This window comes from Epilithonimonas tenax DSM 16811, assembly GCF_000428485.1.
GTDB classification, from domain to species: domain Bacteria; phylum Bacteroidota; class Bacteroidia; order Flavobacteriales; family Weeksellaceae; genus Epilithonimonas; species Epilithonimonas tenax.
In genome coordinates, this window is the sequence record NZ_AUAA01000060.1 from 1 (window position 1) to 13,559 (window position 13,559).

The window sequence follows — 13,559 nt, forward strand, 5'->3', positions numbered from 1 at the left end:
CAGTAAAATCTGTTTAATTTTTTGCATACGTAGAGGTTTATTTGCCATAATGCTAGCTTTTATTCTTGTGGAATTTAAACTAGCAATTAATTTGTTTACTTGAACCTCAGTGGTGTACTTTGTGTCGGAATGTCACACTTTTTTAATGAGTCATTAAAAAATATAATTCGCGATTTTTTCTTAAATAATGCATTTAAGTGGTGCACTTTGTCTCGGAATAAGTGGTGCACTTTGCCTCGGAATGGTGGTGTAGTTTACAGCGGAATATTCACTCTTCAAAATAGATGTGCAGGATTTGGTTTTCTTCTTCAAATTTTACAATCTCAAAATACTCAATGAGAAGTTCCGGTAAAAATAATTTAAGGAGTTCGACATCATTTAACATCCTTCAAAATTATTAATTTTTATCTTTCTCCCCAAGTTTTGGAATTGATCCCTGTTTTTCCTTTAAAGAACGATTGTAAGTTGTCATGAATTGTCTTTTCGTTTTCCGCATCCAATGCCGAAGTTGCTTCATCAAAAAAGATGTAATGTGGATTTTTATAAACGGCACGTGCAATCAGAATACGTTGTTTTTGTCCTCCTGAAATTCCATTTCCTGATGCTCCGATTTTGGTGTTATATCCTAAAGGAATACTGTCGATGAATCCTTCTATATTGGCTATTTTTGTAGCATTTTGTAATCTTTCCCTATTAATTTCTTCATCTCCTGTTGCAATATTTCTTTCGATAGTATCCGAAAAAATATACCCGTCCTGCATCACTACGCCACAATTCTCTCTCAAACTTTTCGGTGAGATGATCTCTAAATCATCATAGTTGTAAAAGATACTTCCCTTAACAGGTTTGTAAAATTTAAGAAGCAATTTCATTATGGTGGTTTACAACTTCCGGAAGCTCCTACTAAGGCAGTTACTTTCCCTCACTCTCCGCAAAAAAAGCCTATAAACAACGTGTTTATAGGCTTTTTAATTTTCGGGTGCTAATTTAGGTGCTAATTTTTCTATATGAAATTTCATTTTAAAAGTCAATTCTATAACTTTAAATTGTGCAATTATTTAGTGTGTTTGAAAAACAATAATTATCTCTTCATTATTCCTAAAATTATCTTGACACTTATAATGTAAAAAATTAAGACTGATAATAGTTTGAATAATTCATTAAAGCTTAAATTAAACTTCCATTGAAAGATTGAGATAACTATTTTATAAATTGTTATGGGAAAATTTATAATTGAATACCAATTTAAAAATATTTGATAATAGAAAAACAGAGCTATCATTACAATGTTAAAGCCCCCATATAAAGCAATAAGATAATCCTTTTTCGTTAGTATAGACTTTTCATTTTTAAAAGTAGATAATAGAATCAATTTTAAGTTGTTCATGGCATGGAAATTAAGATTAGGCTTGTTCAACAAGTCTGACAATATCCAATATCCATCAGCTCGCAAAAATGGGATTAGATTGTATAATGCTTTTACTGAAATAGCCAATGCCAAAATTTCCAGTATATGATATTTTATAAAAAAACCAATAATTAATAGTAATAAGCAAAAAATAATTTCAAAATAAATACCTGCACTATTTACTATAATTCTTTTCCACTTACTTAATCTCCATATATCCGTCACGTCTGCAAAAAATGCTGGTATGAAATACAAGTAAAAACCAAAGCCAATTCCTCCATGTCTTGCCTTGAAAAAATGGGATGCACTTGCATGTCCCAGCTCATGAAAAATAGTACTTATAAAAAGTAGCAATATAAAATATGGCACAAAAGTATTAGAGTTGAGAGTCGGATTATTATAATAATTTGTATAAATACTATATCCAAAAATAATGATTGAAAAAAAAATAACCGAATAAAAAACTTTCCTGACAAACAATAGTTTCAAGAAGGGAACTATTGTTGAAATTACTTCTGGTTTAAGAAAAATGAAACCATATTTTATATAGTCCGGAATTTTTGATTGTTCTTTTATTGAATCATCGTGACCAAAAGTTCCATACTGTTTTAGCTGACCAAAAAGCAATATAATTTGTGAATCTGAAATAGGTACTTTATGGCTTTTTTGAAAATCCATATTAATTTGTGATACTGTTCTGCTCCCATCTGCTAAACTTAATAAATCATAGTATTTCTGATTCAGTTTAGTATATTTATTAAGTTTTACATTATGCAGTAAATATTCACTTTCATTGAATTTTGAAAATTCAATATCTGATGATAGTTTATATACAGGGCTTTCCTCCATTATAGTAAAGCCTTTAATGCGTAAGCAGTAGTAAGCGTCTTACTTTTGTAAGGCTCATGGGCTTTAGGTTTAATAAAATTTTCCGCCTTCCAACTACCATTTTCATGCTGATGTTCTATTAAAAATTGTTGTGCGCAATTTTTCATTTTCTCAAGTTCAGGAAACTCTAATAAATTCATGCAAAAAATAGCAAAAGAAGTTGACAAATTTTTATATTGATTCTCATCAAAACTTCCATCAGCATTTTGGAAACCAATCAAAAAGTCTTTTATTTTCTGCTTGACAGCTCCATATTGTGTAGGAAACTCATTAAGCAACCTCAGACAAACATATGTACCATAAAGTTTACCATAGTACCATCTGCTCTCCCAATACCCTTGCTCTTTTTGCTCTGAAATAATATACTTGATTGCTTTTTCTATGGTGGACTTGTATTTTTCTGAATCTAATAAGGTTAAAGCATATACAAAGTTGGCTACAACTTCCACATCTGCCCCTTTTCCCCATTTGGTAGAATTGAATAAATCCTGTTTTTTCTGTTTTTCAGTAAGATTTACTTTAGGAAGAATCCAAGTTTCTATTCCACCACTAGGCTGTGTTCTTTCAGATACGGCAATACTAATTGCTTTTATACAATATTTATCTACCAATTTCCCATTTCCTGTTTTGATAAACTGTTGCATAATTTGCCCTAGATCGTCAATATCTGCTGCTATTTCCTGAACAGTTGGAAAATAAGACCAAGCTCCAATATTGTCCTTATTTTGTCTTCCTTCTATATATTGATTTTCTTTTTCAATAAAAACTTGAAGATTAAGATTAAAAGAATGTGCAATTTCCAACAAACAATCATTCAATAATGCTCTTTGAAAAGTATCTGAAGAATGGATATCAATTTCATTCTCGAATCCTTCCATACCTCCTAAATACATAAAATGCTTTAAATCAACATAATTTTGAAGAAAATCACTCTTAATGAATTGCAAGCCTTTAAAAAAAAAGTCTTTTGTGACTTTATTAAAATCAAAAAAGTAATCTTCTTGAATTAATTTTCTTTTTGTATTTGCTTTTTCTTCTATTGTTTTGACATAACCATTAACTGAATCCTTGGTTTGAAGAATTGTTTTTTCAAAGTCGCAGATTGTATCCAGCCACAAACTATCCGGTGGCAATTTTTCAATTACTTTTTTAGCCTTCTCCAAATAATAAATTGATTTTTCAAAAAGAATAACACTTGTTCCATCTATATAAAACAACTTATTTAAAATATTTACATCATATTTATATTTGGAAAAGTCTAATGTTTTGGATAATTCATATACCGCCCAATTAAATTGTTTTTTGTTAAAGTCCTCTGTGAAATCTATAATATCATCATATAATTGAAACCCTATCGAAAAATATTTATGAGATTCGAGCAGTAAATTATAAATTTCGCTATTGTTACTATTTTCTGAAAAAATAAATAAACTATCAATAGCTACTTTTCCAAAGGCAGATTTCATATCTGCAACTTTATTATAATTCTCTTCACTTGGATTATTCCAAAGGTTTTTTTCTAATGATATTGCCTTGCGAAACTCTCTTTTTCTTGTTTCCCAAAGATTCCAAAAATTGTTACCATCTTCATATATTGTGGATAAAATTTTTATTGCATTCTCTTGTAAATCTAAAACATTAAATATTCTATGATTTTCTTGATTATCAATAACAGCATCTAATTGCAAAATAGATTGATAAAAATAAAAGCCTGCTTTTGAAAGCAGGTCTATTGTCACCTTATCTATATCTGGAAAATAATCGTGAAATAGTTTAGGATAATATTCGTAAAATTCTGGAGATTTCTTTTTATGGCTCATCAATAAATTTCTGTTCTTCTTTGGAAAGTAAAGTATTATTTTCTTTAATCTCTTTATTAGCAATATTTTCGGTTAGATTTTTATTTAAATCAATTTTATTTTTCAATCCTTTTTTATCTGATTCTAAAAATTTTTGAAAATTTATTTCTTGAATAAATGAAACGGGATACTTTTTTTCTTTGTATAGCGCATAACCTTTAATTTCGGTATAAACTAAAGCTGGTAGATATTTTCCGTCTTTTTTATAAAAATCATATTTGATATTATTTGAAGTGGCTACACCTTCGTAAGCTTCTCCTCGTTTGTTCTTGTTCTTGAACGACTGAGACATATTTGTTATATAAAGATCAAAACTACTAATGACTTTGTCTGTTTTGCTATATGTAAATTTTCCTTTATATGTATTTATTTCATCTTTTGTTTCAAAATAAATAATTTGAATGTTCTGGTTTTCTGAAAGTATTTTTGAAACAAATACACTATTTTTTGTATCATTTAAAAAACCAATAATTTCACTATTAAAAAATAACTTCTGAATAAAGTTTTTGGGAGTTATTTGAATATCTGTATTAAAGGGATAATCATTAGAAGATACTTTAGTTTTAAAATATTTAATGTTGTTAAAGCCGATTTGGACAAAAGAGTCGACATTATCTTGTGCCTTAAAATTATAGGCATTTGCTAAAGCCCATATGTCAATATTGGCTATTAAAAGGTTAATCATTTTCCCATCAATATAACCTTTTTGCTTTATTGTAGATTGATATAGAGAGGGCTTACTGTAATATATGCTTAGATAATCTTTTAAAGCATTTTGAAACATTTGCCTTATATCTATTTTGGATATTTTCACCTCTTCAATATCTTTATATAATGGCTTTAATTTTATAATAGGAGTTAAAGACTCCAATGTTAACTCTTCATATCCTTGAGCAAAAATATTCAGTGGTTTCTTATCATTTTTTAGTTCTACTTCCCCATCATCGTTACTATACAGCACCACATTATCAGACATAATTCTAACATTTTGAAGAGGTTTGTTTTCTTCAGAATCAATAATTCTTACTTTGATATTTTGAGGAAAATAAAATTGTAATGATAACCCCAAATAGGCTATTAAAAATAATATGGACTTCATTTAGTTGTATTATCTCTTTGATATATTAATGTTCTATCAAATCCATTTTGAAAATAAATCCGATTTGTAAAATTATCTCTGTAAATAACTTCTTTTTCTTTTCCAAGAGAAAAATTAAAACCACTCTTTTTTTGTGGTTTTTTAAAATCTATTACTATTTCTTTTTTGTTGCTTAATCCTAATATTGCAGTATCTTTTTTATATTTAAGAGAATCAGTATACTTTGGAAGTAACTGTGCGTTAATTTGTGAGGATATCAACAAAATTGTCGTAAAAAAAACTACTCTCATAAAAATTGAAATATAAAAACAGCTAATACATAGATTGTATTAGCTGTTACTTTTTAAAATGTCCAAGTGGCACTACCTCCAACGGCAGTAGTATTGGTTTCAATTGTTTCACCAGCATCAAACATTGTAGGTGCAGATACACTTACGTCCCAAGCCTTCATTTCAAATCTTTGTTCCAATTCTTCCATTTGGAAATTTTCTAATAATTCATTTTTTTCAACTTCTTGATCTAGTTGAGTAAAATTTTCTGCATTCATAATATTTTTTTATAAAATTTGACTATAGCAAATTTAAAATAAATTTTTAATTGTGCAATTTTTATATAAATTATTATGTATGATTTAAGACTATTAAGAATAAATTTTCAAATATTTACCGTTTTAATCTACTCTTTTGGTTCTGTTTATTTTTAATATTTTCCAACCCACTTACTATTTTGTTTTCCAAACTTTAAAAAAAATAAAGACAATAGACCTATTTAGCTTCGTAACCATCTTTGAATCTCAGGAATTTCTCCGCATCTTTCGGGTTTTTATTAATCCATTTTTGTACAAGTTCGGTGTTGTTTTCTAATTTTTGAATGTCGTCTTTAGGATATAGCAGTTTTCCATCCTTTTCAAATTCGGAAAGGATTTCCTCTCTAAGCTCGCTTTTGGAACGGATACTTTCGGAATACCATTTGAATGCAAGATTTCCACTTATTAGAATTGTCGAAAATGACAGTAAAATTGCACCAAAAATACCCCAAACAAGATTCGATTTTCGTAAAGCTTCAATACTTTGCTGAGATAATTCCGCAATAATTATTTTCGGGATTTGACTTACGGTTTTCTTAAATATTTCATTTTCTTTTTGATAAGTTCTTGATGTTTCATCGATTATATTTATCAAAGCCGATACAGATTGTTCAAGTTCTGAAGATACATTCATATAATCTTCAACTGAAGCTTTAGTTTCTGTGTTAGATTCAATATTTGCTTTACAGGATTCTATAACTTGATTCAAAATCTCCATTCCGTCTTTTTGTGTATTGTCCATAATTTTTAACGTTTAAATTTTTTATTGTTCTCTATTTTCATTTCATTATTTCTCAAATCCTCATTCCGTTTATTTTGTCTAAGAAATTCCGAATCATTTGATGTTTTCAATTGTTCCGAGCGTTTTGTTTTATCTTCAAAGATTTTCTTTATTTCCGATATTTTCAGCTTGCTAGTAATTTCCGAAAGCTTGTATCCTGCTTTATACTGACGTGAGGTTTCATCGTTGATATCTGTTTTAAGAACGATTCTCATTCCCGAAATCCCGACCTTGACATTGCTCGACAATGAAACCAAATAACCCCGATTCGACATTTCCAAAACCAGCTCTTCAAAATTTTTAGAATTTCCGATACTGGCAACCAGATTCTCATACATCTCATTTCTTTTATCAATGCCTGTTTCGATGTCTGTCTTTATACCCAAATCTCTACAGATTTCCCTTACAGCCTTACCGAAATTCTCCCCGATATTGTGGGATTTGACCGTACATTTTCCAAAAGTGTCAATCCGGTTTACCACGAAATGAATATGCTTTTGTTTCGTAGAATTGTGGACATCCAAGCGATATTGGTTGTTTTCCGAAACTCCGACTTTTGCAAGAGCCTGTATCGTGATTTTCGCCAGTTCTGCATCAGAAAGTTGGTCGCCTGTTTCTTTTGGTGGTGAGATATAACCTGTCAAAGCCCATTTTTTGACATTGGAATTTCTTTTTGCTATTGCTTTCATTTCCAAAAATTGTTCTTCAGGACTGCTTCCGAGAAGATTGTTTGTTCCAAGCATCTTCGCCGTTCCTTTGTCAGTTCCGTTGTATTCCAAAGCGATTTTGGAAATCAGTCTTGTTGTTGCCGAATTATTCATAATTCTTCATTCATCAGATTCTCCCGTTCGTGAATCTTTTGATAGAGGTATTGTTTTATCAATGTCAAAACGGTTTCGATTTCCAGCAGGATATTTTTTTTATTTTCAAAAGCAGACCATTCGGAATTTCGCAAAAGGTTGGTGATTCGGATAAAGTTATTGCCATATTCCAAAAGGATTTTATCAGTTTCAAATTCCTTAGCTTTCAACTCCTCTTTTGTTGCTACCATTCGAAGAAGGGTCGAAATTTTCAAACTGTATTTATTAGCTTCGTCCTCCAGAAACTTAAATTCCTTTTCGGTAAATCGCACGGAAACAACTCGTAAAAGATGGTTCGCACTTTTCTTTTTCAGCCCTCCTTTTTTTCCGAGTTCACGGAAGTATTGTTTCCTTTTTTCCGTCTCTTTTTTTTGTTCCTGCTCACGGGAGACTTTCAGGACAAAACTTTTCAAAAAATCATTCTCCATATTTTTGTGTATTTATTATTTATCAACATTCAGTTTGTTTTTCAAGACGTTTTTGACGATAGGAAAAAACCAAAAAGTTCCAATTTTACAATTAGCGTCCACGCTTTTTGTAAACATTGGGTACTTTTTGCACTCACTATCTGCACTCACTATCTGCCATATTTTGGACGACGTTCTTCTTTAATTTCATTATTCATCAAAAACGCATTCAAATCTTTGTGATTTTTGTAGAGCAAACGTTCGTCTGTGATATTTTTATGTAGATTGATTAATTGTTCGGTTGCCAAATTTCCAGCTTCATCATTATCAAAATAGAGTTCAACTTTTTGATGGTTTTCAAGTTCAGTTTTAGCTTTGAAAAGTATAGAAACCGAATTTAAAATCAGGTAATCCGAAGGTTCTTTTTCGAGTGATTTTTCCAAAATTTTGAATGATAAATAATCCGTAAATCCTTCAAAAATTCTCAACGTTTCACTTCCGTTTTTAATCGTAGAAATATCCTTTTTTCCGAGACAGATTTTTGAATATTTATTGCGGATTTCGTAACCGCTTGAATTGTTTTTGAAACCAAGTCCGAAATAATTTTTGTCATGAAGCAAATAATAAATTTCCTTTAAATCCGATTTTTGACTTTCCAGATTTCGGGATTTTAAATAACTCAAAAGTGAAGAACGTTCTACATTTTTAATTTCCAAAATCTCATAATTGGTTTTTGACTTTTTATCAGAATTTTGTTTATTTTTCGAATTGTCATTTCTATCAAAACTTGAAAATTCAAATTGTCTCAGATATTCCAATGCTTCAGAAACCGAACACTTTTTAATGGCTTGAACCAAAGAAACATTATCGTATTGTTTGCCAGTTCCAAAATCGAAAGCTGTATTTTTTCCAAAATTGACGATTACACTTGGTGTCCGTTCTTTTCGGTCAAAAGCAAAATAAAATGCTGATTTCAAATTTTCTTTGCTTGGAAAAAGAGAAAAACTATCCAAAATCTCTCTAATATTAATATTTTCGTTTGCGGTTTTACAGTTCATTTTTTTAATATTTTAAAGTTTTGTAAGTTTTTTCAGAATCTTCTTACCTTTCTACCAAAGTCTTTGTTAGAAAGAGTTTTGGTTAATTTTTGTCAGTTACCTTTTTCTACCTATTTACCTTTTCAAAGTTTATAAATTGGTAACTTAGGTAAGAAGAAATTTTAATGTTACCTTATTAGAAAAACCTTTATTAATAATAGTTTTAAAAGATTTTAGGTAAGTTGGTAATTGAGGTAAGTCGATTTGCTACTATTCGTTTTTTGATTCTTCGATTTTTCGTTTGATTACATAACCATAGACTTGTCTTTTGGAATGTTTTATCCGTTCATAATTTAAAACCGTTAATGCTTTTCCGATTTTTATAATGTTTAACCGAACTCCCAAAGCATTATTCATCGCCAACATAATATCAGTTGCAGTGAGGAATTCATTTTTATTTTCAGATTTTTCAAAATGAGTGATAATAATTTCCTGCTCCAAACTGATTTGTTTGTATTTTTCATTCCGTTTCTCGTTTTCCAGAATGTCTTCAGCAGTGAGTTCCGGATTGTAGTTTTTTCTTTCAAAAGCATTGAAATATGCTTGAGCCCAAACTTGATTAATATTGATTTCCTTAGAATAATTGAAATCAATTTCCAACACTTCAAAAATTTGCCAACGCACACTTCCTGTTTCATCGGTTAAAAAATCAGAACGATTAGTGGAACCACAAAAAGAAGCCGTTCTGTGCATTAATGACGATTTTCTGTCGTAAGGTAATCTTGCATTAATAGTATTTTTGGAAATAAAGGATTTCAGCGTATTCACATCAATTTTAGACATCACCGAAAGTTCATCAATGTTGATAATCAAAGATTTACAAAGAGAAATCAATCCATCTTTATCAATTCCAATATCTTCGGTATAATATTTTTCTAATTCGGTTGGAATCAGGAATCTCAAAAAACTTGTCTTTCCAGAATTTTGTTTGGTATTGAACAAAACGAAACATTGTTTGTTGACGTACCCTTTCTTTAGTGAACACAAAACCGCTCTCGTTAACCATTTTTCAAAATGATTTTGAAACGATGCATTATCGGTTGTCGTGATGTAATTTGCTAACTTTTGAATATGATTCTCACCGTTCCATTTTGGTAGATTTTTAAAGTAATTTTCAATCGGATTGTATTTCTCTATCCAATGACTTTTCAGCAAAATCTCCAACTTATTCAAAGTGATATTAATCCCAAATTGAATCAACTCAATAAACAAGGAATTGATATTGAGTTCGTCCCAATCTTCATTTTCGGTACGGATTTCAAATTCTAAAGCAACTTCATTGTACCGGACTTTGTATTTTTGGTTCAGATATTTGATGACCTTATCAAAGACCGTGACTGAACCTGCTTCTGTTTGATACCGTTTTTGAGCTTTTCCCATCTACTTCAGTTTAACAGCCTGATTTTTTTTAATGAATAACCTGAGTTTTATTTTTTCTCACTGTCATTAAATAATTTGAGGGCTTCGTCTGCATTTACGACTATGGTTCTGTTTCGTTGGAAAATTGCCCCATCAATTACACCACTTTTTTTAATTCGATTTGCAGTTGCAATAGAACAATCAAAAAGATTTGCAATTCCACGAATACCATAAACCAATTTTGGATTTGCTTTCGCTGATGATTCAGACTGAATCTTTTCTGTTTTGTTCTGGTTTTCTGTTTTTGTTAGTGTCAAAAATTCCTCCCCCGTCATTTGCCAAATAGGCTTTGATAATAAATTTTGTGTATCCATTGTTTTAAAATTTTCTGATACAAAATTTGGAAGTTTTTGAAATTCAGAAAAATTCAAAATAAAAATCAGCACAATTATTTGTGCTGATTTTCAATAAATTATAATATTTTAAACTATTTTGAGATTCTATAAAATTCTAAGTGTGTCAAAATGTGATTTTTTGAAATGTTTATTGATTTTAATCAATTTTATGAGATTAAAAGGAGTTCATTTTTGCGAGAGAAATAATGTCGTCAATTTCCTTGTCAATTTCGTTTTTATTTTCTTCAGAAGGATTGATTTTCTTTTCAAAATCTTTTATTTCAAAATAATCTACCATATCTTTTTTCCAATTAGTGGCTGATTCAGGTAAAATAAATTCATTTGCAATGCAATTGATTGCATAAGCGATATTTCTGTCTTTTTTTTGCTCTTTTTCCAATGTCATTATTTTACTTTCTAATAGTTGATTAGAAAATTCCACATAGCCGATATGCTTGATTAATTTTAATTCGACAAAAATTTTATGGATAAAATAAACCAATCTTTCTTCTTTCAACAATTTTTCGGAATATTTCTCGAAATGATCAAGTCTTAAAAGTTGATTTTCAATCTCATTAATTTGATTGGTAATTTCAATAGGATTAATGTTTAAAAGATAAGACAAACCACGTTTTTTAGATTCCCATTTTTGATACAAAGAAGAACTAATATTTTGTTCATTGTTGTATTTTTTCTTAACTATTTCGTATTCATCATTTAATTGCTTAATTTCAATTGAATCATTGGCATATTTGTAAGCCCAACTTTCTAATTTGGAATTCAGTTCTCTTTCTTCTGAACTAATTTCACGTAATTGCTTATAGTGAAAATCATATTCGCTTTTTTCTTTCGCAGATTCTTTATCTATTAGATTTGAAATTTTATTAAATCCTAAAACATCCTTTTTATAATGAATAAGAAATTTCAATCTCTGTATGGAATTTTTGTATTCTTTGTAAATTAAACCAGGTCTTTTGTGTTCAAATAATTCACTAAATTCAATTTCGTTCAAAGATTTTGAATATTCAAATAGATTATCAATCAAAGATTTTGATAGATTATCTCTGTTTAAATTATTTAGTGATTTTTCTAATTTTAGTGTTGTATCAAGGTGTTCAGATATTTTCATATGATGTTAAGTTTTTGCATTTGAACTTCTCTTGTGGAATCTACTACATCAATATAAGGTTTCATCGATTGATAGTCCGAATGTCCTGTCCATTTCATAACGACGTGAATTGGAATTCCTTTTGAAATACAAAGGCAAATAAATGTACGTCTGCCAATATGTGAAGAAAAATATTCAAATTTTGGTTTGGTGTCATCTTTTCTACTATTTCCGATAAAGTAAGTGTGATTTATCGGTTCATCTATTTCGGCTAAACGTCCCAACTCTTTCAAATATTCATTAATTTTTTGATTTGAAATTACTGGCAACGCCATTTCTGTTTCGATTTCTAAATATTTTTCTAATATTTCTTTGGAAATATCATTTAACTCAATTGTGATGGAATCAGACGTTTTCTTGGTAACAATATAAAGTTTATCATTTTTGATGTCTGTCTTTTTTAGTTTTTGAACATCGGAATATCTCAATCCTGTAAAACACGTAAAGAGAAGGACGTCACGTACTCTTTCGAGATATTTTTTGGTTTGAGAGATTTCTAAATTTTTAATTTTAAGAATTTCTTCTTCAGACAAGAAAACCACAACTTTGTCCGCCGTTTTTATTTTTGGTGCAAACTGTTGAAAATATTGATTATCACAATAATTATTTTTCACAGCGAATCTCAAAAACCATTTTAGATTTTTCAAATACTTTTTCGTTGTAACATTGTTTAACTTCAACGTATTAGAAAAATAAGAAAGTAATTTTGGAAGACCTTCGGAATTGAGATTGTCAAAAGTAAGATTTGGGTTGAATGAAAGTAAATGATTTTTTAGTGCGTCAAATTTTTTATACGTATCAATCGTCCAATTATTTACTTTTCCAGAATAATCTGTGAATTTATCAAAGGTATCGAAAAAAGTTTCAATTTCCATTTCCTTTTCATCAGTTTTGATAGCTTTTTTCTCTTTTGTATTGCCTTTATTTTTAACCTGTCCAAAACTAATTTTCAATTCATCTAGATCAGGAATTCTATCTTCAACCTGACATTTAATGAAAAAAGCCTGTAAATCATTCTCAAGATTACTCAGTTTAGTGTTAATCTCTTCAATAGTTTCCCCATTAATATTAGAAATACCTTTCTTAATTTGAGATAATTTCTCGTCCCAATTATTTCTATCAACACGAAAACCTGTAAAAAGATTCACTCTATTTGAATTGAAAGTTACACGGAAGAAAATCGGAACATTATGATTAACTATTACACCGTCTTTTTTTCTTTTCTCCAAAACAATGTTGATTTTTCTTTTTATATTTATCATCTCAATATTAAAATAAATTACAGCCAAAATTACAGCCATTTTTTATGATATCCAAATAGATTTATTGAATATCATAAAATTAATAAAAATAGTAATTCATTGAAAATGTACAATTTATATATTTATTGAGGCTTTAAGCAATGGTAGGTGAAAATCCCTGTGGGTCTACAATTGTAAAATTACAACCAGTTGGATTTCAGCTGGTTGTTTTTTTTTGCGGTGGATGAATAAAGAAAAGGAGAATTCTAAATAGTATGAGAATTCTCCTTCTTGTTTTTTTAACCGTCCTCCAGAGTTGGGATCAATTCCAAAACTTGGGGGCTAGGCAAAAAGCTTAGACAACCTAAACAAGAAAAATGCTTTATCCCGCACACCTCTTAGTTGCAATCT

13 protein-coding genes and 1 pseudogene are annotated in these 13,559 nt (G+C 29.5%); all 14 read right to left on the reverse strand.

Annotated elements, in window-relative coordinates; genetic code table 11:
- Positions 1-437: 437 nt before the first annotated feature.
- Positions 438-922 (reverse strand): annotated as a pseudogene (locus F564_RS0116375) (ATP-binding cassette domain-containing protein); the annotation flags it as partial.
- Positions 923-1,081: 159 nt separating this feature from the next.
- Positions 1,082-2,257 carry a zinc metalloprotease gene (locus F564_RS20045; RefSeq protein ID WP_028123562.1) on the reverse strand — a complete coding sequence of 392 codons (1,176 nt, stop codon included), beginning with the start codon at positions 2,255-2,257 and terminating at the stop codon, positions 1,082-1,084.
- Positions 2,257-4,116, reverse strand: coding sequence for a prenyltransferase/squalene oxidase repeat-containing protein (locus F564_RS20335; RefSeq protein ID WP_028123563.1), 1,860 nt, complete (start codon positions 4,114-4,116; stop codon positions 2,257-2,259). The genes F564_RS20045 and F564_RS20335 overlap by 1 nt, the downstream gene beginning before the upstream one ends.
- Positions 4,106-5,254: a hypothetical protein gene (locus F564_RS0116390; RefSeq protein ID WP_028123564.1), complete on the reverse strand. Its 1,149-nt coding sequence runs from the start codon at positions 5,252-5,254 to the stop codon at positions 4,106-4,108. Before F564_RS0116390 ends, F564_RS20335 begins: the two co-directional genes overlap by 11 nt.
- Complete coding sequence (locus tag F564_RS0116395; protein ID WP_028123565.1) at positions 5,251-5,544, reverse strand: hypothetical protein; 294 nt, start codon at positions 5,542-5,544, stop codon at positions 5,251-5,253. Before F564_RS0116395 ends, F564_RS0116390 begins: the two co-directional genes overlap by 4 nt.
- Before the next feature lie 53 nt (positions 5,545-5,597).
- Complete coding sequence (locus F564_RS0116400) at positions 5,598-5,801, reverse strand: hypothetical protein (RefSeq protein ID WP_028123566.1); 204 nt, start codon at positions 5,799-5,801, stop codon at positions 5,598-5,600.
- Between the two features lie 217 nt (positions 5,802-6,018).
- The gene (locus F564_RS0116405; protein WP_028123567.1) at positions 6,019-6,582 is read right to left on the reverse strand and encodes a hypothetical protein; all 564 of its coding nucleotides are present in this window, start codon (positions 6,580-6,582) and stop codon (positions 6,019-6,021) included.
- Between the two features lie 5 nt (positions 6,583-6,587).
- Positions 6,588-7,442, reverse strand: a complete 855-nt coding sequence (locus tag F564_RS19535) for a relaxase/mobilization nuclease domain-containing protein (protein WP_051259716.1) — start codon at positions 7,440-7,442, stop codon at positions 6,588-6,590.
- A complete protein-coding gene (locus F564_RS0116415; RefSeq protein ID WP_028123568.1) occupies positions 7,439-7,909 on the reverse strand; it encodes a hypothetical protein in 471 nt (156 codons plus the stop codon). The genes F564_RS19535 and F564_RS0116415 overlap by 4 nt, the downstream gene beginning before the upstream one ends.
- A gap of 149 nt (positions 7,910-8,058) precedes the next feature.
- Positions 8,059-8,946, reverse strand: coding sequence for a toprim domain-containing protein (locus F564_RS0116420; RefSeq protein ID WP_028123569.1), 888 nt, complete (start codon positions 8,944-8,946; stop codon positions 8,059-8,061).
- 249 nt (positions 8,947-9,195) lie between these two features.
- Positions 9,196-10,365 (reverse strand): VapE domain-containing protein, encoded by a 1,170-nt coding sequence (locus F564_RS0116425; protein ID WP_028123570.1) that lies wholly within the window; start codon positions 10,363-10,365, stop codon positions 9,196-9,198.
- Between the two features lie 47 nt (positions 10,366-10,412).
- Positions 10,413-10,718: a DUF3853 family protein gene (locus F564_RS0116430; protein WP_028123571.1), complete on the reverse strand. Its 306-nt coding sequence runs from the start codon at positions 10,716-10,718 to the stop codon at positions 10,413-10,415.
- 196 nt (positions 10,719-10,914) lie between these two features.
- The gene (locus F564_RS0116435) at positions 10,915-11,868 is read right to left on the reverse strand and encodes a hypothetical protein (RefSeq protein ID WP_028123572.1); all 954 of its coding nucleotides are present in this window, start codon (positions 11,866-11,868) and stop codon (positions 10,915-10,917) included.
- A complete protein-coding gene (locus tag F564_RS0116440) occupies positions 11,865-13,208 on the reverse strand; it encodes a site-specific integrase (RefSeq protein ID WP_051259717.1) in 1,344 nt (447 codons plus the stop codon). Before F564_RS0116440 ends, F564_RS0116435 begins: the two co-directional genes overlap by 4 nt.
- Positions 13,209-13,559: the final 351 nt, after the last annotated feature.

Excerpts from the sequence above, each read along its gene's own strand:
- F564_RS20045 (WP_028123562.1), bottom strand. The coding sequence starts at position 2,257 with ATGGAGGAAAGCCCTGTATATAAACTATCATCAGATATTGAATTTTCA.
- F564_RS20335 (WP_028123563.1), bottom strand. The coding sequence starts at position 4,116 with ATGAGCCATAAAAAGAAATCTCCAGAATTTTACGAATATTATCCTAAA.
- F564_RS0116390 (WP_028123564.1), bottom strand. The coding sequence starts at position 5,254 with ATGAAGTCCATATTATTTTTAATAGCCTATTTGGGGTTATCATTACAA.
- F564_RS0116395 (WP_028123565.1), bottom strand. The coding sequence starts at position 5,544 with ATGAGAGTAGTTTTTTTTACGACAATTTTGTTGATATCCTCACAAATT.
- F564_RS0116400 (WP_028123566.1), bottom strand. The coding sequence starts at position 5,801 with ATGAATGCAGAAAATTTTACTCAACTAGATCAAGAAGTTGAAAAAAAT.
- F564_RS0116405 (WP_028123567.1), bottom strand. The coding sequence starts at position 6,582 with ATGGACAATACACAAAAAGACGGAATGGAGATTTTGAATCAAGTTATA.
- F564_RS19535 (WP_051259716.1), bottom strand. The coding sequence starts at position 7,442 with ATGAATAATTCGGCAACAACAAGACTGATTTCCAAAATCGCTTTGGAA.
- F564_RS0116415 (WP_028123568.1), bottom strand. The coding sequence starts at position 7,909 with ATGGAGAATGATTTTTTGAAAAGTTTTGTCCTGAAAGTCTCCCGTGAG.
- F564_RS0116420 (WP_028123569.1), bottom strand. The coding sequence starts at position 8,946 with ATGAACTGTAAAACCGCAAACGAAAATATTAATATTAGAGAGATTTTG.
- F564_RS0116425 (WP_028123570.1), bottom strand. The coding sequence starts at position 10,365 with ATGGGAAAAGCTCAAAAACGGTATCAAACAGAAGCAGGTTCAGTCACG.
- F564_RS0116430 (WP_028123571.1), bottom strand. The coding sequence starts at position 10,718 with ATGGATACACAAAATTTATTATCAAAGCCTATTTGGCAAATGACGGGG.
- F564_RS0116435 (WP_028123572.1), bottom strand. The coding sequence starts at position 11,868 with ATGAAAATATCTGAACACCTTGATACAACACTAAAATTAGAAAAATCA.
- F564_RS0116440 (WP_051259717.1), bottom strand. The coding sequence starts at position 13,208 with ATGGCTGTAATTTTGGCTGTAATTTATTTTAATATTGAGATGATAAAT.